Annotated in this window: 20 protein-coding genes; all 20 read left to right on the top strand. The window is 48.4% G+C overall.

Annotation, left to right across the window (positions count from 1 at the left end):
- The first annotated feature begins 35 nt into the window (after positions 1 to 35).
- Positions 36 to 1,130: a dipeptide epimerase gene (locus C7R92_RS22740; protein ID WP_106835731.1), complete on the top strand. Its 1,095-nt coding sequence runs from the start codon at positions 36 to 38 to the stop codon at positions 1,128 to 1,130.
- A gap of 1 nt (position 1,131) precedes the next feature.
- Complete coding sequence (locus C7R92_RS22735) at positions 1,132 to 2,049, top strand: C40 family peptidase (protein WP_106835730.1); 918 nt, start codon at positions 1,132 to 1,134, stop codon at positions 2,047 to 2,049.
- A gap of 25 nt (positions 2,050 to 2,074) precedes the next feature.
- The gene (locus C7R92_RS22730; RefSeq protein ID WP_106835729.1) at positions 2,075 to 3,034 is read left to right on the top strand and encodes an ABC transporter ATP-binding protein; all 960 of its coding nucleotides are present in this window, start codon (positions 2,075 to 2,077) and stop codon (positions 3,032 to 3,034) included.
- A gap of 250 nt (positions 3,035 to 3,284) precedes the next feature.
- A complete protein-coding gene (locus C7R92_RS22725; protein WP_017247006.1) occupies positions 3,285 to 4,229 on the top strand; it encodes a sigma-70 family RNA polymerase sigma factor in 945 nt (314 codons plus the stop codon).
- A gap of 188 nt (positions 4,230 to 4,417) precedes the next feature.
- The gene (gene hslO, locus C7R92_RS22720; RefSeq protein ID WP_017247007.1) at positions 4,418 to 5,290 is read left to right on the top strand and encodes an Hsp33 family molecular chaperone HslO; all 873 of its coding nucleotides are present in this window, start codon (positions 4,418 to 4,420) and stop codon (positions 5,288 to 5,290) included.
- 28 nt (positions 5,291 to 5,318) lie between these two features.
- The gene (locus C7R92_RS22715; protein WP_106835728.1) at positions 5,319 to 6,221 is read left to right on the top strand and encodes a peptidyl-prolyl cis-trans isomerase; all 903 of its coding nucleotides are present in this window, start codon (positions 5,319 to 5,321) and stop codon (positions 6,219 to 6,221) included.
- 82 nt (positions 6,222 to 6,303) lie between these two features.
- Positions 6,304 to 7,236 (top strand): cysteine synthase A, encoded by a 933-nt coding sequence (gene cysK, locus C7R92_RS22710; RefSeq protein WP_017247009.1) that lies wholly within the window; start codon positions 6,304 to 6,306, stop codon positions 7,234 to 7,236.
- A 120-nt stretch (positions 7,237 to 7,356) separates the two neighbouring features.
- Positions 7,357 to 8,850 carry an anthranilate synthase component I family protein gene (locus C7R92_RS22705; protein ID WP_106835727.1) on the top strand — a complete coding sequence of 498 codons (1,494 nt, stop codon included), beginning with the start codon at positions 7,357 to 7,359 and terminating at the stop codon, positions 8,848 to 8,850.
- 17 nt (positions 8,851 to 8,867) lie between these two features.
- Positions 8,868 to 9,452, top strand: a complete 585-nt coding sequence (gene pabA / locus C7R92_RS22700) for an aminodeoxychorismate/anthranilate synthase component II (protein WP_017247011.1) — start codon at positions 8,868 to 8,870, stop codon at positions 9,450 to 9,452.
- Between the two features lie 137 nt (positions 9,453 to 9,589).
- Positions 9,590 to 11,233, top strand: a complete 1,644-nt coding sequence (locus tag C7R92_RS22695; protein WP_106835726.1) for a PhoX family protein — start codon at positions 9,590 to 9,592, stop codon at positions 11,231 to 11,233.
- Positions 11,234 to 11,253: 20 nt separating this feature from the next.
- The gene (tatA, locus tag C7R92_RS22690) at positions 11,254 to 11,454 is read left to right on the top strand and encodes a twin-arginine translocase TatA/TatE family subunit (protein WP_017247013.1); all 201 of its coding nucleotides are present in this window, start codon (positions 11,254 to 11,256) and stop codon (positions 11,452 to 11,454) included.
- Positions 11,455 to 11,523: 69 nt separating this feature from the next.
- Positions 11,524 to 12,258, top strand: coding sequence for a twin-arginine translocase subunit TatC (tatC, locus tag C7R92_RS22685; RefSeq protein WP_017247014.1), 735 nt, complete (start codon positions 11,524 to 11,526; stop codon positions 12,256 to 12,258).
- A 33-nt stretch (positions 12,259 to 12,291) separates the two neighbouring features.
- Positions 12,292 to 13,137 carry an aminodeoxychorismate lyase gene (gene pabC / locus C7R92_RS22680; RefSeq protein WP_106835725.1) on the top strand — a complete coding sequence of 282 codons (846 nt, stop codon included), beginning with the start codon at positions 12,292 to 12,294 and terminating at the stop codon, positions 13,135 to 13,137.
- 52 nt (positions 13,138 to 13,189) lie between these two features.
- Complete coding sequence (folP, locus tag C7R92_RS22675) at positions 13,190 to 14,386, top strand: dihydropteroate synthase (protein ID WP_208636226.1); 1,197 nt, start codon at positions 13,190 to 13,192, stop codon at positions 14,384 to 14,386.
- A complete protein-coding gene (gene folB, locus C7R92_RS22670; RefSeq protein WP_106835724.1) occupies positions 14,379 to 14,750 on the top strand; it encodes a dihydroneopterin aldolase in 372 nt (123 codons plus the stop codon). Before folP ends, folB begins: the two co-directional genes overlap by 8 nt.
- Positions 14,747 to 15,277 (top strand): 2-amino-4-hydroxy-6-hydroxymethyldihydropteridine diphosphokinase, encoded by a 531-nt coding sequence (gene folK / locus C7R92_RS22665; protein WP_106835723.1) that lies wholly within the window; start codon positions 14,747 to 14,749, stop codon positions 15,275 to 15,277. The genes folB and folK overlap by 4 nt, the downstream gene beginning before the upstream one ends.
- Complete coding sequence (locus tag C7R92_RS22660; RefSeq protein ID WP_012683949.1) at positions 15,229 to 15,438, top strand: helix-turn-helix domain-containing protein; 210 nt, start codon at positions 15,229 to 15,231, stop codon at positions 15,436 to 15,438. The genes folK and C7R92_RS22660 overlap by 49 nt, the downstream gene beginning before the upstream one ends.
- Positions 15,439 to 15,508: 70 nt before the next feature.
- The gene (gene dusB, locus C7R92_RS22655; protein WP_106835722.1) at positions 15,509 to 16,537 is read left to right on the top strand and encodes a tRNA dihydrouridine synthase DusB; all 1,029 of its coding nucleotides are present in this window, start codon (positions 15,509 to 15,511) and stop codon (positions 16,535 to 16,537) included.
- A gap of 217 nt (positions 16,538 to 16,754) precedes the next feature.
- Complete coding sequence (gene greA, locus C7R92_RS22650) at positions 16,755 to 17,231, top strand: transcription elongation factor GreA (RefSeq protein ID WP_007725265.1); 477 nt, start codon at positions 16,755 to 16,757, stop codon at positions 17,229 to 17,231.
- A gap of 102 nt (positions 17,232 to 17,333) precedes the next feature.
- Complete coding sequence (gene lysS / locus C7R92_RS22645; protein WP_069852969.1) at positions 17,334 to 18,854, top strand: lysine--tRNA ligase; 1,521 nt, start codon at positions 17,334 to 17,336, stop codon at positions 18,852 to 18,854.
- The last annotated feature ends 267 nt before the right edge of the window (positions 18,855 to 19,121 follow it).

Below are 19,121 nucleotides of genomic sequence, written 5' to 3'. Positions count from 1 at the left end.
AGAAAGCACAAGTGCTGGAGAAGATGGAGGAAAACATGATTATTCAAGCCATCGAAGTAAAACGAATATCTGTTCCTTTGAAAAAGCCTTTTAAAACGGCTTTGCGTACGGTGCATAGCTTGGAATCGATTCTGGTGAAAATCACCTGCGACAACGGTATGGTCGGGTGGGGCGAAGCTTCGGCTACTGTCGTCATTACCGGAGACAGCATCGAGAGCATCGAGTCGGCGATTATGAACACGATGAGACCTCAGCTCATCGGTTTGAATTTGCTTGCCTATGAACGAGTTTTCCAAACCTTGCATCAATCCATGGTAGGGAATACGAGTGCGAAGGCAGCAGTAGACATTGCATTGTACGACCTCATTTCTCAGCGCGCAGGAATGCCGTTGTATCAATTCCTGGGTGGTTACCGTGACCAATTGGAGACGGACTATACCGTCAGCGTAAACTCCCCGAAAGAAATGGGCGAGGATGCGGCTGCCTATCTCAAGCAAGGCTTCAACGTACTGAAAATCAAAGTCGGCAAGGACAATATCGAGGATGACATTTTGCGCATCCAGGAAATTCGCAAATCCGTGGGCAATCAGGTGAAGATTCGTCTTGATGCCAACCAGGGATGGAATGTAAAAGAAGCGGTGCAATCCATTCGAAAAATGGAGGACATGGGTCTTGGCATCGAACTCATTGAGCAGCCTGTAAAAGCGCATGATCTGGAAGGCTTGAAGCGGGTAACAGATTCGGTTGATACGCCAATCATGGCTGACGAGAGTGTGTTTTCACCAGCGCAGGCCCTGCAGGTTTTGCAAAACCGTGCGGCTGACATGATTAATATCAAGCTGATGAAAGCTGGCGGCATTTACAAAGCACAATTGATCAACCAATTGGCTGAAGAGTACGGTATTCCATGCATGGTTGGCAGCATGATCGAATCACGTCTGGCTGTATCAGCAGCAGCACATTTTGCAGCCAGTAAGAAGAACATCACCCGCTTTGATTTCGATGCTCCGTTGATGCTTTTGCACGATGGCATAGAAGGTGGCGTAACGTACGAGGGCCGCGTGATGCGCATGCCAGAAGAGTCTGGGCTCGGTATTCGTTCCGTCAGCCTGTGGGAGGGGGAGAACTAAGATGAAATCTGCCATTGTTTCTGTCTCTGTTGCCACTGTGTGGACCAAGCCGGAGTCACCGCGTGATATTGACCAAGTAGCACTCCAATCCCCGGTAGATGTACGAAGCTGGCTCGCTTCCCTTACTGTGGAGGAGAAGCTTGGTTTTTACGACCAAAATGCGATTCAAACTCAAGCGCTGTACGGTACGCGTGTGGAGGTAGTCGAGGAGCAAGGGGAATGGTCACAAATTCTGATTCCTGATCAGACTACGAACAAAAACACAACAGGCTATCCGGGCTGGATGCCGTCTCGCCAGCTAGCACCGTGGTCAGATGCTTTTGAGGTACAGCAAGGCCAAAAGCTGGCGATGGTCACGGCGGCGTTTACCCGTCTACATACACCTGACCAAAAGCCAGACATGGAGCTTGCCTTCTTGACCAAACTACCGCTAATCGAGGAAACCGCGGACTGGGTAACGGTAGCGACACCGAACGGCACAGGACTTTTGCCAAAAGCAGACGTCCAAATCGTGAAAGCAAACGAGCCCATCGAGCTTTCCGGTAATCGCGGAGAGGCAATCGTAGAAGCGGGTAAGCGATTCCTCAATCTGCATTATTTATGGGGCGGCATGTCCTCTTACGGGTATGACTGCTCAGGATTTGCGTACAACATGCACCGTTCTGTCGGTCTCCAGATTCCGCGTGATGCATCTGATCAGGCAAAAGCCGGACAGCTTGTGGAAAAAGAAGCTTTGCTTCCAGGCGATTTGTTGTTTTTTGCCCATGAAGAAGGGAAAGGTAGAGTCCATCACGTGGGCATTTACATGGGCAATGGCGAAATGATTCATTCTCCGGATTCGAGAAGTGCCATCGAGATCGTCAAGCTAGATGGCTACAAGCTCGAAAAGGAACATTGCGTCTCCAGACGATACTGGTAAACGGATAACGGGGAGGAGTGGCCAGATGGAACGAAAGAAGCTGGTTCAGGTAAAGAACCTGACAAAAACCTTTACGTTGGGTAAAGGGCTCTCACTTACGGCAGCGGACAATGTTTCCTTCGATATATACGAGGGGGAAACGTTTGGACTGGTAGGGGAATCTGGCTGCGGCAAATCGACCACAGGCCGTACAATCATCGGATTGTATCAACCGACGACAGGTGAGGTCATTTTTGACGGGCAAAACGTCCATCAGGCATCATCTGCTGTGCGGAGTAAGCTGACACGCCAAATGCAAATGATTTTTCAGGACCCGTATGCTTCTCTGAACCCCCGAATGAACATTGCGGAAATCATATCGGAGGGCCTGTATCTGAACGGGCTATATAAAGGGAAGGAACGGATGAACCGTGTGATTGAGCTGTTGGAGATGGTTGGTTTGCAGAGAGAGCATGCCAACCGTTTCCCGCACGAGTTCAGTGGTGGTCAGCGACAGCGGATTGGGATTGCCCGTGCGCTTGCCGTGAATCCACCATTCATCATTGCCGATGAGCCGATTTCTGCACTCGATGTTTCGGTTCAGGCACAGGTCGTTAATTTAATGAAGAAATTGCAGCAGGAACAAAAGCTGACGTATTTGTTTATCGCGCATGATTTGGCGATGGTCAAGCACATCAGTGACCGTATTGGCGTCATGTATTTGGGTAATATGGTCGAGTTGAGTGCCAGTGAAATTCTCTACGAATCACCGAAGCACCCTTACACGCAGGCGTTGTTGTCGGCCATTCCTGTCCCCGATCCCGACTTGGAGAAAAGCCGTGAGCGCACCATTATCGAAGGTGACGTTCCCAGCCCAATCAATCCACCTAGCGGCTGTGTGTTCCGTACACGTTGTTCGGTAGCCAAAGCAGTATGCGCCGAAAAGAAGCCAATCTGGCAGGAAGTAGACATCAACCACTTCGTCGCCTGTCACTTGTATCAATAGTCTTCTATTTTATCAGAAGATTCGACATTGTTTTTTTGCCATCCTTGATTAATGGGGATGGCTTTTTCTACATAAACTTTTAACTTTAACCTATGAAAGGGCTTTCATCAACTATTCGGAGAGGAGAACTGTTAATATTCTGTTAACTGGCAGGAATCGAACAGGTTTTGTCGAAATACGGATACAGTAAAACATTCCGTGACTCACCTACTTCATCGTGAACTTCATTCCAGAGAAGTGAGGGTTGCATATGACTCTGAGTACCTCCTCGTTCCATTCAACTCCCCGTCGCTGGCGGGAAGTGGAGACACAGTTGGGAATTGTTGTCCCTAGATCGCTTCGATCGGACACTTCTGCTCTACTGTTTTTGGAAAGCGTCGCTGCAACACCCATGTTGGACAAAGAAGAAGAGCTTGCTTGCCTGATTCGCTATCAAAGGGATGGCGATCTTGAAGCACGTGAAACGATTGTGCGCGCCTATTTACGATACGTAGTTAGTACCGCTTTGCGCCATTTGAAAAGAGGGATGCCGTTCCTGGATTTGATTCAGGAGGGCACGATAGGTTTGTTTACCGCGATTGACAAATTTGATGTGGGACGTGGCGTGCGTCTCTATCATTACTCACACTGGTGGATCTCTCAGGCGATCACCCGTGCCATCAACGACAAAGCAACTTTGATTCGCATTCCTGTCCACATGCATGAGCAGATTCGCCAGTATCAGAAGCAAGTACTACATCTCGTCCATGCTTTGAATCGTACGCCTGATCGGCAGGAGATTGCCGTACTCTTGGATATCCCACTAGAAAAGGTGGATGCCATCGAACTGGCTTTAATGATGAAGATGGAATCCATCGACGCTGAGCTGGATAGTGAGAAATGGCAGGCTTGGCATGAAGACGAGAGCTTGAGCTACGCAGAAATCATGGATGATGGGTTGTCCTCTCTGGACGACTGGATTGAAAAGGTAGACCTTCGCTCGCAGATGCGTGCAGCGTTGGAGCGACTTAGTCCCCGCGCCCAAGAAATTATCTCTATGCGTTATGGTCTCTATGATGATCAAGTGTATACGCTGGAGGAAGTGGGGAAAATGTTTGGTCTTACCCGCGAGCGTATTCGCCAAATTGAAGCGACGACGATTGACCGATTGCGAACGCAAAAAGCTTCACACGTATTAAAAGATTATTTAACCTAACATAGGATTTGGTTATTTCAGCCCCTCTTTATACAGAGGGGTTTTTTCTGTCAGAAATGGTCGAATTCACAAAGTGTCAGACTCACAGTGGGAGAAGCGTAGTCTTTTTCTCCTTGTGGTAAACTGGTAAGATAGCTTCATGATTTTTTCACTATGTAAAGAGGTAGTTTGAAAAGGAGGATCGCTACATGGGCGATTATATGATAAGAGCAACTGGTTTTAATGGGCATGTTCGTGCATTTGCCGCACGCACGACAGAATCTGTCGAAGATATGCGTCGTCGTCACGACATGTGGAATACAGCGACAGCAGCAGCGGGACGTACGCTGACCATTACCTTGATGATGGGGGCTATGCTAAAAGGAAACGAGAGCCTCTATGTCAAAGTAAAAGGAGGCGGACCAATCGGGCAGATCATCGCGGAAGCAAACGCACATGGTGAAGGAATCGCTTATGTATCCAACCCTCAGGTCCACTTTGAGCTAAACGATAAAGGCAAGCTCGATGTAGCGCGTGCAGTGGGAACAGACGGGTTTGTGTACGTAACGAAAGATCTCGGTCTCAAGGAGCCGTATCAAGGCAGTGCGCCGATCGTCTCTGGTGAGATTGGGGAAGACTTCACTTATTATTTTGTGATGTCCGAGCAAACGCCTTCAGCAGTAGGTGTGGGTGTACTGGTTAATCCTGAGGACCGTTCTGTTTTGGCTGCGGGTGGATTCATTCTTCAGCTGTTGCCGAATACACCAGAAGAGGTTGTAGCAGCAATTGAAGAACGTTTGGGGCAGCTTCCGCAGGTTTCTCGCATGATTGGCGAAGGATTGACTCCGGAAGAGATTTTGGCCCGCGTATTGGATGAGCCAAAAATCCTGAGCCGCACGGAGATTCAATTTAGCTGTAAATGTACAGCGGATAAGGTGGTTCAGGCACTGATCAGCATGGGACGCGAAGAAATGGAAGGTCTGATTGAAGAACTGGGCGAAGCAGAAGTACACTGTCATTTCTGTAATGAACGTTACCATTATGACAGATCCGCGTTGGAAGACATCCTGAAAGACATGTAAGCGCGGCGTCAAGTAGGGGAGTGTTGGCATGACCAACGTAAAAGGGTTGTGGGCATTCATTGGGGCGCTTGTATTGTTGCTGCTTGCCGTTACCTGGGCATGGTACCAGGCATCAGGCAAGCTGCAGCCTGCCGCCATCGTAGGGGATAAGACGATTAGCAACGATGAGTATGTAACGGTGCTGAAACAAAAGTTCGGTAAGCAAGTGCTAAACGACATGATTAATCGGGAAGTCGTTTTTCAAGAGGCGAAGCGATCCGGCATTACGGTTGATCAGAAACAGCTGGAGCAAGAGCTTTCCCAGATTCGCGACAGTTATGGCAGTCGGACAGACAGCGAGTTTGAGGCTGCGCTGTTAAAACAAGCGGGAACGACCGTGGAAGCCCTCAAGCAGGAGATTTCTTACCAAATCCTGCTGCAAACCCTGGCAACGAAGGACATGACCATCAAGGATGAAGAAGTGCTAAACGTCTACAATAGCCGATCTGACCGCTATACCCGGCCGATGCAGATGCGTTTAGGACAAATCGTCGTGGCGTCACAAAAAGAAGCGGAACAAGTTTTGGCTGATTTAAAAAACGGGGCCGACTTTCAGACGATTGCCAAAGAGCGTTCGATTGATGCGGATACAGCTGTGAACGGCGGCGATGTAGGCTGGGTTTCCATTAAGGATAATCGATTGCCTGACGAGGCGAAGCCCATCGTAGAAAAGCTGGAGAAAGACAAATATAGCGAAGCGATCAAAATAGAAGATCAATACGTCATTTACCAACTGATAGAGCGCAGGGAAGCCAGTCAACGGACATTTGAAGAAGTAAAAGATGAGTTACGCCGAGAGATCGCATTTGCCCAGGTCGAGTCATTGGATGTCGTGCTGGAGCGGTTGCGAACATCGGTAGGGGTCCAGATTTCTGGGCAAATGCCTCATTGACCAAATAGGCTACCGTTGATATAATTATGTCAATAAATCCTAGCGTTTTACTCGGTTATTAAAAATAGGAGGGGCAGAACATATGCGCGTGGCTAATTCCATTACCGATTTGATTGGATTTACTCCGCTTGTGAAGCTGAATCGTGTTGTCACCGAAGATATTGCAGACATTTACTTGAAGCTGGAGTTCTTCAACCCGGGCAGCAGTGTAAAAGACCGAATTGCGTTGTCGATGATTGAGGCAGCAGAGGCAGATGGAAGTCTGAAACCGGGTGATACTATCATTGAACCTACGAGCGGAAATACCGGTATTGGACTCGCGATGGTTGCTGCTGCAAAAGGATATCGTGCTATTCTGGTCATGCCAGAGACGATGAGTATGGAGCGACGCAACCTGTTGCGTGCGTATGGTGCGGAGTTGGTTCTCACACCAGGCAGCGAAGGGATGGGCGGAGCGATTCGCAAAGCGGAAGAGCTGGCGAAAGAAGATAGCTCGTATTTCATTCCGCAACAATTTAAAAACCTGGCAAACCCAGCCATTCACCGTGAGACAACTGCGCGTGAGCTGTTGGACCAAGCGAAGGAAATCGGCGGCGTAGATGCGTTTATTTCCGGTATTGGTACAGGCGGAACGATTACGGGTGTAGGGCAGGTTCTTCGTGAACACTATCCGAATGTTCAAATCGTGGCTGTTGAGCCTGCTGCTTCGCCAGTTTTGTCTGGCGGCAAACCAGGTCCACATAAGATCCAAGGTATCGGGGCTGGCTTTGTCCCGGATATTCTCGATACACAAATTTACGACGAAATCATTAAAGTAGAAAACGAGGACGCTTTTGAAACCGCGCGTCGTGTTGCTCGTCAGGAAGGTATTCTCGGCGGGATTTCTTCTGGAGCAGCGATCCATGCGGCTCTGCAAGTAGCAGCGAAGCTCGGCAAAGGCAAAAAAGTGATCGTTGTCATTCCTTCGAATGGTGAGCGCTATTTGTCCACGCCTCTGTATCAGTTCGAAGACTAATGGTAAAAAGATACCGCAAGACCACGGAGCGCCACGTTGGCGACGTGGTCTTTTCTTTTTGTGTCAGGCAACTATATAATGAACGGATAAATAGTGAAAACCGGAGCGTGAAGAGGAAGAATGTTCCCTACCTTTGCTGATTGCCAGACGTATGCGTTATCTTATCCGTTGGTTCCCCTTGCCCTGCGTAAACCGTGGTCTTCGACGATTGATCCGTGGCAGGTGCTCACAAAGCTACAGCCTTCTCTGCAAAATGCTGTCCTGTTGGAAAGTGGACGAGCTGGGCGGTATACCTTTTTGGCATATGAGCCTATCGCTACGCTGCGCAGTCAGCGAGGAGAAACCATCGTTTCGTATCCAGAAGGGAAAATGGAGAGCATAGAGACTCACAACCCATTGAATGCTTTACGAGAGCTGCTCTCTTGTTACCGTACGCCGATGCTTCCAAGTATGCCAGATTTTGCTGGAGGCGCCGTAGGCTATATTAGCTATGAGATGAACCGCTTTTTTGAGCCTAGCTTGCCACAGATAGCGACTGACGACTTACAGTTGCCAGACCTGTATGTTATGATAATGCAAGACCTTCTTGTCTTTGATCATGAGACCCGAGAGATCATTTGCCTGACGCATTTGCGCGCGGACAATTTGACCGAAGAGAGCTATCGACAAGCAGCACTCCACCTGGAAAAACGCATGGACTTGATTGCTTCATTGGCAATGGATCGCGATGAGACAGATTGGGAAGCTTTGCGCAAAAGACCGCTTGCCAAGCTAGTGCCAGCGTCCGTATCCTTTGCCAAAAACCAATTCGAGGATGCCGTTCGTCGGGTGCAGGAGTACATCGCCCAAGGGGATGTTTTTCAGGTCAATCTGTCGGTACGGCAAAGCAAGCCGGTGCAGGTGACAGCCCCAGAAGTGTACGATGTGCTTCGCAAGCTGAATCCCTCTCCTTATATGGGCTATCTGAGCTTCCCTGAATTTCAATTTGTTAGTGCCTCGCCAGAGCTACTTGTAAAGGTAAAAGGCAAGGAAGTGCATACGCGTCCAATCGCCGGCACACGTCCTCGTGGATTAACGGACGAGCAAGACGATGCATTGGCACGTGAGCTGATTGATAATGAAAAGGAACGCGCAGAGCATGTCATGCTGGTTGATTTGGAACGCAATGACATGGGCCGTGTCTGTCGCTTTGGCAGTGTAGAGGTCAGCGAATTCATGGTCGTGGAGAAATATTCCCACGTCATGCATATCGTCTCTCACGTCAAAGGAGAGCTGGCAGCAGGCAAGGATGCGCTTGATGCGATCGAAGCGACTTTTCCGGGAGGGACGATCACCGGAGCGCCAAAAGTTCGCACGATGGAAATCATCGAGGAGCTGGAGCCCGTCAAGCGAGGCGTCTATACGGGATCAATCGGCTGGTTTGGCTTCAATGGTGATATCGAGGTCAACATTGCCATCCGTACCATGGTGATCAAGGATGGCGTAGCCCATGTGCAGGCTGGAGCGGGTATCGTGATTGACTCGGTTCCAGAGGCCGAGTATGCCGAGTCATTGAAAAAGGCAGAAGCGTTGTGGAAAGCGCTTGAGTTGAGCGAGCAGAGAACGATGAGTTGAGAGGAGATGAGTGTACGATGATATTGATGATTGATAACTACGATTCCTTTACCTACAATTTGGTGCAGTATGTGGGAGAGCTTGGGGAAGAGCTGCAAGTGTATCGCAATGACAAAATTACACTGGAAGAAATCGAACGGTTGGCACCGGATTATTTGATGGTGTCTCCAGGACCGTGCACGCCAAATGAAGCGGGGATCAGCATGGATGCGATCCGCCATTTTGCCGGAAAAATTCCGATTTTGGGTGTTTGTTTGGGCCATCAGTCCATTGGGCAAGTGTTTGGCGGAAAAGTCATTCGGGCCGAGCGCTTGATGCATGGAAAAACGTCAGAAGTTTTCCATGATGGCAAAACCATCTTTCAGGACATCCCTTCCCCGTTTACGGCGGCACGCTACCATTCTTTGATTATTGAGGAAGCGTCCATTCCGAGTGAGCTGGAAGTAACCGCACGGACAGCGGAAGGTGAAATTATGGCTGTGCGCCATCGGGAGTTCCCAATCGAAGGCGTCCAGTTCCACCCTGAATCGATTATTACGGAGCACGGCAAGCAATTGCTGAAGAACTTCCTTACCGCATACGCGCGCCAAACGACAGGTTAACGCATAGATAGAACAGGAAAACCGCCTTTTTTCGAGGGCGGTTTTTTTATTTACATACTCTTTATATAACATTCATGGTTCCTCGATATACGGATTGTACAATGAAACAGAAGAAGGCGAAAAAGGAGAGATAGTAAATGGATGTAAATCGTCGACAGTTTTTGACTTATCTCGGTGTAGGGACAGCGGCGTTGGCTTCGGTAGCAACAGGAATTCCTGCCCTGGCAGCTGGTAATACCCTATCAGGAAAAACAGCCGACCATCTGTTTGGTCTCGATACAAAAAAACATAACTTCAATCCGAAATTCAAAGAAATTCATCCGACTACGAAAGACGATGTTGTACTGCCGGACGGCTTCAAATACGATGTAGTGGCTTCCTATGGCGATAAAATCAATGCAGTAGGAGATACCTTCGGGTTCAACAATGACTTCACCTGTTTCTTACCAATCGAAGGCAAGTCCGATCATGGCCTCTTGTGGGTGAATCACGAATATTTAGGTGAGTTGGAATATTACGTGAATGGCTATGACTATCTGAATGCAGATGCAGATGACAACAAACGTACCCCTGAGCAAATCAAGAAGTACTTGTATGCACTGGGCGGTTCCATTATTGAAATCAAAAAAGAAAATGGCAGCTGGAAGCTTGTTTCCGATTCCGAATATGGCCGTCGGGTGAGCGGACTGACCAAGCATGTGTTGACTGGCCCAGCAGCTTCTATTGCCAAAGAAGTAACCGGAACATTTGCGAATTGTTCTGGCGGCGTGACGATGTGGAATACAATTCTTTCCTGCGAGGAAAACTACAAGGACGTCGTCGGTGATTGCAAGCTGCCTGAAGCCGAGCATTATGGCTGGGTTGTAGAGGTAGATCCATTTGATCCGAAATCGACTCCGAAAAAGCATACAGCACTGGGCAGATTCTCCCACGAAAACACGGCAATGGTTCTGGCTCCATCTGGACAATTGGTCGTCTACATGGGGGATGATGCGAAAGACCAATACGTGTATAAGTATGTATCCAAAGGCAAGTACGATCCGAAGGCAGGGAAAAACAATTCCAAGCTGCTGGAAGAGGGTACACTGTACGTTGCCAACTTCGGAAAGGGCAAGTGGATTGCGTTGGATTTCGCAACTAACGAAGCACTGAAAAAAGCAGTCGATGCAGATGGCAAACCGATGTTTGCTTCTCAGGCTGACGTGCTTCTCAACTGCCGAGATGCATCCAAAGCAGTAGGGGCTACCCCGATGGATCGCCCAGAAGACCTGGAAGTGCATCCGATTGATGGTTCCGTCTTCATTGCCTTGACCAACAATGACAAGCATGGCAACTTCTACGGACAAATCGTTCGCCTGTTCGAGAAAGACAACAACCATGCAGGCTTGGAGTTTACGTTTGAGATTTTTGCAGCAGGTGGACCACAAAGCGGTTTTGCGGCGCCAGACAACATGGCTTTCGACAGCGCGGGTAACCTGTGGGTCGTGACAGATATCTCGTCCTCGTCGATGAACAGCGGTATTTATAAATCCTTTGGAAACAATGGGGTGTTTTTCATTCCAACAACGGGTAACAGCAAGGGAGAAGCCGCACAATTCGCGTCTGCACCAGTAGGCGCTGAAATGACAGGTCCTTGGTTCACCCCTGATGAAAAAACACTGTTCCTGGCGGTGCAGCATCCAGGTGAAAACCTGAAGTCGTATGACAAGCCGACCAGCCACTGGCCTAAAGGTGGAAATGCAGTAGCCATGCCGAGCGTGATTGCTATTACAGGTTTCTAGGACAAGGAGTGTAACAGATTATGCTGTCGAGCATCGGTATTCCTGGATTAATTCTGATCCTGATCATTGCTTTGGTGATTTTCGGGCCGAGTAAACTGCCAGAGATCGGTCGTGCTTTTGGACGAACCTTGACCGAATTTAAAACTGCAGCAAAAGATTTGACCAAAGACGATGATGAAAAAGAGAAGGCTCCAGAAGAAGCGTTGAAACGAATCAACTAATCCAGCCAGAGAGAAGGCGGTGCGTACACGTGACGCACTGCCTTTTTCCGCGCATGAGGAGGAGTTCGAGTGAGCAAAGAGATGCCTATACTTGAGCATGTTACAGACCTGCGCCGCAGAATTTTGATTGTGCTGTCCGTTCTGGTTGTCAGTATGGTTATCTGCTTTTTGTTTGTGGATCATATTTATTTGGCGTTAGCGAATCATTCAGGGGAAAAGCTGGCGATTCTTGGGCCGGGAGATATCCTTTCGATCTATGTGAAGTTGTCCGCAGTCGGTGCGATTGCGATAACAATCCCGGTTGCCGCGTATCAAGTTTGGCGCTTCGTGGTGCCCGCATTGGAAGAAAGAGAGCGAAAAGTGGCGCTCATGTATATCCCGGCTCTATTCCTGCTGTTTATTTTCGGGCTTTCCTTCGCATACTTTGTGCTCTTTCCGATGATGTACAAATTTGTTTTAGGGCTATCCAACGGGAATTTTGAACTGGTCATAACAGCGAACGATTACTTCACCTTTATGCTCAATCTGTGTCTGCCGTTTGGGTTGCTTTTTGAACTGCCGGTTGTCGTTTTGTTTTTGAGCCATTTGGGGATTCTCAACCCGCATCGCTTGGCTAAAATGCGCAAACCCGCCTATTTGGTGCTCGCGATTATCTCGATTACCATTACGCCGCCTGATTTTCTGTCCGATATTATGGTAATTGTGCCACTCATCGTTTTATATGAAATCTCCATTACTATCTCGCGTTTCGTACACGGCAAACGTGTGCAGGAGACAGCGGTTTCCTCGGAAAATATGATATGATGCTCTCGACTATATTATCGGGAGAGAGCGCAGATGCACGTTTATGTTAACGGGACGATTTGTCCGGCTCACGAGGCTACAGTTTCGGTATTGGACCACGGGTTTTTGTACGGTATTGGTTTGTTTGAAACGTTACGTGTATACGACCGCAAGCTATTTTTATGGGATGCTCATTACGCCCGGCTTTGTTCCGGGCTTTTTGCGTTGCAGATTCAACCTGCTTGGACAAAGGAAGAGCTGGCTGAAACCATCTTAATGACCATAGATGCCAACGAGTTGCGTGATGCTTACGTCCGCTTGAGTATTACCGCTGGCGCAGAAGGAGTGGGCTTGGTAGCAGGGGAGTACGAGCGTCCTTCCTTATTCGTATTTGCCAAACCCGTAGCACCTCTAGCGGTACCTCCTCCGTCAAAACGATTGCAGACATTGGCGTTGGCTAGGCAGACAGCAGAAGGCCACCAGCGCTTTAAATCGCACAATTACTTAAACAATGCTCTTGCTCGCCAAGAACTCGGTGCCCGTCCTGATGTGGAAGGTCTATTTTTGACGCATGATGGCTTCGTGGCGGAAGGAATTGTGAGCAATGTGTTTTGGGTCAAAAGCGGCCAGTTGTTTACCCCTTCTATTGATACGGGCATTCTTGATGGAGTGACGCGGCGACATGTTTTGACTTTGGCACAGCAATTATCGATGCCTGTCGAAGAAGGGCGATATCGCTTGGAAGATCTGCTCAACGCCGATGAAGTCTTTACGACAAATTCCGTGCAAGAGATCGTTCCGATTACCGAAATTGACGGGCATTGCGTCCCTTCGACATATGGTACATATTCGTGCGAACTGCACCGCGCCTACCGTCAGTCTGTAGCGGCTAGCGAGTAAATTATGGTATGCTACTATTCAATGTGCGAAGACGGGAAAAGGGAGTTTGATCATGAAATACAATTCATTTCGAATCCATGCTGCGACCTTCGCTGAGATGGTATCGGAGCTTGTCAAAAGGGGTGTTCCTGTTCCAGAAGCCGAACGCATGGCGGAAGCGGGGACGAGCCTGAAGATTCACACGGAAAACATGAGTGTGGCAACAGCACAGAGTGTGAGAGAGATTATGCACTCTTTCGATGCGGAAGCCATTATTTCAGACCAACCAGGTACTGCCGACAAAAAATACGTGCTGCTGTTGGCTTCACAAAAGAAGATAGATTTGGCGTTGGAGCATATGAAAACCCAAACAGAAGAACTACGAGCGTTGGCGGCAGAGGTACGGGAAGTTTTAGCTATGCCTGCCAAGCTTCGTGCGCGCCGCGAGCTGAACTGTGGCCAGTATGTCCTGCCACTGGGAGAGCGTACGCTAGTCATGGGCATTTTGAATGTGACACCTGATTCATTCTCGGATGGCGGTCGCTATGTCGATGTAGACGCAGCACTGGCACAAGCGCGTGTGATGGTTGAGGCTGGAGCGGACCTGATTGATATCGGGGGAGAATCGACACGTCCGGGCTCGGAAGCAGTCGATGAGGCGACGGAGCTGGATAGAGTGCTGCCAGTCATTCGGACACTTTCGCAGGAATTGTCTGTTCCGCTGTCCATTGACACATACAAAGCGGCGGTTGCAGAACGGGCTATTTTGGAAGGGGCACATATCATTAATGATGTATGGGGAGCGAAGCGTGACCCGCGGATGGCAGAGGTAGCTGCTCGTCTCGACGTGCCCATTATCCTGATGCATAATCGCGAAGACACGGACTATCACGACTTTTTCCCAAACTATATCGAAGACCTGCGTGAGTCCGTACAGATCGCTTTGCAGGCAGGGGTAAAACAGGAGCGAATCATCCTTGATCCGGGGATCGGGTTTGTAAGGACTGTTGAGCAAAATCTCGAAACGATGCGCAGGCTGGATGATCTGGTAGGGCTGGGCTATCCTGTTCTACTTGCCACTTCACGCAAGCGGATGATCGGTCATGTTCTCGATTTGCCCGTAGATGAACGTGTCGAAGGTACCGCAGCGACAGTTGCCCTCGGGGCGGCAAAAGGCTGCCATATGGTACGGGTGCATGATGTCAAAGAAATGAAGAGAGTGACGAAGATGATGGACGCGATGCTAAAAGGGGGCTTTAACCTTGGATAAAATCTACTTCAATGGCATGTCTTTTTATGGATATCACGGTGTGTTTGGAGCAGAGGCTGAGCTGGGCCAACGGTTTTATGTCGATCTAGAGCTATCGCTCGATTTATCCAAAGCTGGAGCTAGTGACAATCTTCACGATACAGTCAATTACGCCGATATCTTTACTTGTGTGCAAAAAATTGTCGAGGGTGAACGGTTTCAGCTGGTAGAAAAACTGACCGCTGTGATAGCAGAACGTCTACTTACGCAATTCCCTTTGCATGAAGTCAAAGCAAAAGTGACCAAGCCGAATCCGCCGATCAATGGGCATTATGAGTCGGTTGCGATTGAGATGATCCGTAGAAGAGAGGATTTTGCTTCATGACAGTTTGTGCGTATTTGGCGCTAGGCTCCAATCTCGGGGATCGGGCACAGAACTTGCGCCTAGCGATACAGAGATTGAACGAGCAACCTGGAATTCGCGTGCTTCGTGTCTCCTCTGTTTATGAGACCGATCCATTTGGTAACGTCGAACAAGACGCATTTCTGAATATGGCGATCGCTGTGGAAACAGAACAGACCCCGGATCAGCTGCTAGATACGGCTTTGTCAGTAGAGCGAGAGCTGGGTCGTGTACGAACGGTTCGATGGGGACCGCGCACGATTGATATTGACCTACTGTTGTACGGGACATCTCGTGTTTCGCAAGACAATCTCATGATTCCTCATCCCGGGCTGAGTGAGCGTGCTTTTGTACTCGTGCCGCTTCGAGACGTTTGGGAAGGCGGCGTTTTACCTGAGCATAACCAGACCATTGATCATTATCTTTCCTTATTGGTAGAGGATCACAAGGGGGTACGTGAGTGGGGAGCAATCAATTGGGAAATCGAATCCGGTCCTTCCGAAAGCTAAAAGGGTATACGCAACAGTCCCTTTCGGACAAGATGGGAGTGTCACTGTCGTTTGTTGGATCACTAGAGAGAGGAACTCGTACGCCAACAGAGCCTGTATTACGGAAGATCGCCAGCACTTTACAGGTAGACTACGATGAATTATGTGCTATAAATAAGTGATGTAATGAAGTTTGGATAGGATTGTCCTCTCCAAGACCCCGACTAAGCGGGAATAAGGAGGCGAAAATAGATGAAAATCGGCAATATCGAATTAAAAAACAACGTAGTTCTCGCTCCAATGGCAGGTGTTTGTAATCCTGCTTTTCGTCTGATTGCAAAGGAGTTCGGTACTGGATTGGTTTGCGCCGAGATGGTAAGCGACAAGGGCATCGTGCACGGAAACAAAAAAACGATAGACATGCTGTTTGTCGACGAACGCGAAAAACCACTAAGTTTGCAGATTTTTGGTGGAGACAAGGAAACCTTGGTGAGTGCGGCGAAATATGTAGACCAGCATACGAATGCGGATATCATTGATATCAACATGGGCTGTCCTGTGCCGAAAATTACGAGCTGTGATGCAGGTGCGCGTCTGTTACTCGATCCAGATAAAATTTACGAAGTCGTATCTGCTGTGGTCGATGCGGTCGACAAGCCGGTTACCGTGAAAATGAGATTAGGCTGGGACGAAGATCATCTGTACGTACTGGATAACGCAAAGGCAGTAGAACGTGCAGGTGGCAAAGCGGTTGCTGTTCATGGACGCACCCGCGTACAAATGTATAAGGGGCAAGCTGACTGGGAATGGATCCGTCGCGTGAAGGAAACCGTTTCGATTCCGGTAATCGGAAACGGGGATGTCGCTACTCCTGAGGATGCGAGACGTATGCTGGATACAACGGGCTGCGATGGTGTCATGATTGGACGTGCTGCACTTGGCAATCCGTGGATGCTGTATCGCACCATTCAATACCTGACGAAGGGCGAGCTGGGTCCAGAGCCAACCGCACGTGAAAAGATGAATATTTGTTTATTGCATGCAGAGCGTTTAATCGCGCTGAAGGGTCCGAGAGTGGGAGTCCTTGAGATGCGCAAGCACGCGGCGTATTACTTGAAAGGCTTGAAGGGCTCGACGCACACGAAAAATCTCGTGAATGCAGTTGAGACAGAAGAGGAGCTTCGTCGCGTCCTCATGAACTTTGTCGACTGGATTGAAAACTACGCCGATGACAGCGAAGAACCGCTGGAAACAGCACGTGATGAGGCTGTCAGCTACTAAAACTGGTGGTTCATTCCAGACATTGACAAGGGTTCCTTCATATCCTATAATACTCCGTAATATTGGGTGCCGAGCTGCCAGTCCTCACTGGCAGCTTTACCTTTGAACCTCACAGACGATTGCATTCTGCTGTATATTGTATAGAACATCTACATATAATCCTTTGTACTTTACCCAGTATAAATGGAATCATTTTTTAAAACGGGGGAATTGAACCATGTCTGAAAAAGAAGTCATCCTTACACCAGAAGGTTTAACAAAGCTGGAACAAGAGCTTGAAGATTTGAAAACGGTTAAACGCAAGGAAGTAGCTGCTCGTATTAAAGAAGCGATTAGCTTTGGAGATATCAGTGAGAACTCTGAATACGAAGAAGCAAAGAATGAGCAAGCGTTCATTGAAGGCCGCATTCTGACCCTGGAAAAAATGCTGCGCAATGCCCGTATCATCACAAATGAAGATGTAGATACAGGTGTTGTAAGCGTTGGTTCCCGCGTGAAGCTGAAAGATCTCGAGTTCGGTGATGTTATGGATTACACGATTGTAGGTTCTGCTGAATCCGATCCGATGAACAACAAGATTTCCAACGAGTCCCCGGTAGGTCAAGCGCTCCTCGGCAAAGCAAAAGGCGCGATTGTTGACGTTAACGTACCGGCAGGAGTCATTCAGTACGAGATTCTTGATATTAACCTGTAAGCAGTCGATCTATGGCGTACCTTTTGCGAGGTACGCCGTATCGCTATTATAAAAGTCTGTACAAAATTGTTAATGCAGGTATTTTCTAGAGGAGTGAGTGAAATGGCAAACGAGCAAGACCTACAGCAAGAAGAACAGCAACAGGAAGGGCTCCACGAGCTTCTTCAAGTGCGTCACGACAAAATGAATCAATTGCGTGAGTGGGGCTTTGATCCGTTCGGTAAAAAATTCGAGCAAACGCATCACGCTGCAGATATAACGAAAGCTTTTAGCGAAAAGAGCAAGGAAGAGTTGGAAACGGAAGAGAACGTGGTTACGATCGCAGGCCGCTTGATGGCGAAACGTGGAATGGGTAAGGCGAGCTTTGCTCAACTGCTGGATCGTTCCGGTCAGATTCAAATCTACGTCCGTCAGGATACTGTTGGCGAAGAGCTGAGCAAAGTATTTGATTTGGCTGATATTGGTGACATGGTCGGTGTAACTGGTGTTGTTTTCAAAACAAAAACCGGCGAGCTCAGTGTAAAAGCAAAGGAACTGACCTACCTGACCAAATCACTGCGTCCACTGCCTGAGAAATACCATGGCCTCAAAGATATCGAGACTCGCTACCGTAAGCGTTACGTGGACTTGATTGTGAATCCAGAGGTTCGTGATACGTTCATTACTCGTAGCCGTATTCTGACTTCGATGCGTCGTTATTTGGACAACCTTGGCTATCTGGAAGTAGAAACACCTACACTCCATGCGATTGCTGGTGGTGCATCTGCTCGTCCATTTATCACGCACCACAATGCATTGGATATGCAGCTGTATATGCGTATTGCAATTGAGCTGCATTTGAAACGTCTGATTGTCGGTGGCCTGGAAAAGGTGTATGAGATCGGTCGCGTATACCGCAACGAAGGGATCTCTACTCGTCACAATCCTGAGTTCACGATGATTGAGCTGTACGAAGCGTATGCTGACTACCAGGACATCATGAGCTTGACTGAAGAAATGGTTGCTCATATCGCACAGGAAGTATTGGGCACCATGAAAATTCAGTACCAAGGCAATGAGATTGACCTGACACCAAAATGGCGTCGTGTACACATGGTAGATTTGATTAAGGAAAATCTTGGCGTCGATTTCTGGAAGGAAATGAGCGACGATGAAGCGCGTGCTTTGGCAAAAGAGCATGGCGTATCCGTTGAGCCTCACCATACGTTCGGGCATGTAGTGAATGAATTCTTTGAGCAAAAGCTGGAGCATACGTTGATTCAGCCTACCTTTGTTTACGGTCATCCTGTGGCGATTTCGCCATTGGCGAAGAAAAATGACCAGGATCCGCGATTCACGGATCGTTTTGAGTTGTTTATCGTAGCTCGTGAGCATGCCAATGCATTTACTGAGCTCAACGATCCAATTGACCAGCGTGAACGCTTTGAAGCACAGCTCTTGGAAAAAGAAGCTGGTAACGACGAAGCGCATGATATGGACGATGATTTCATTGAAGCGCTTGAGTACGGTATGCCGCCAACCGGAGGATTAGGAATCGGAATTGACCGTCTGGTAATGCTGTTGACCAACTCTCCTTCTATTCGCGACGTACTGCTGTTCCCTCATATGCGTAACCGCGACTAGTCTTTCTGAATAGAACCATCTGAGAAAAACTCAGGTGGTTTTATTTTTTTACTTGCACTTAAAAAGGTTAAGTGTTATATTAATACCTGTTCTTCTTTTTTACTTAATCGATCACAAAAAATGATGTGAAAATAGTTCTTGCTTTTCCTTCAAGGTATGTGATAGATTAATGAGGTCGCTGAAAAACACGTTAAAAAAACTTGTTGACACGACCTGGACAACCTGATAAGATGAAGTGGTTGTTGCGAAAAAATGCTCTTTGAAAAC

Origin of the sequence: Brevibacillus porteri (assembly GCF_003013475.1) — a bacterium.
Classification (GTDB): Bacteria; Bacillota; Bacilli; order Brevibacillales; family Brevibacillaceae; genus Brevibacillus; species Brevibacillus porteri.
The sequence above is the reverse complement of the archived record's forward strand: the minus strand, read 5'-3'. Positions and strand labels throughout refer to the sequence as shown.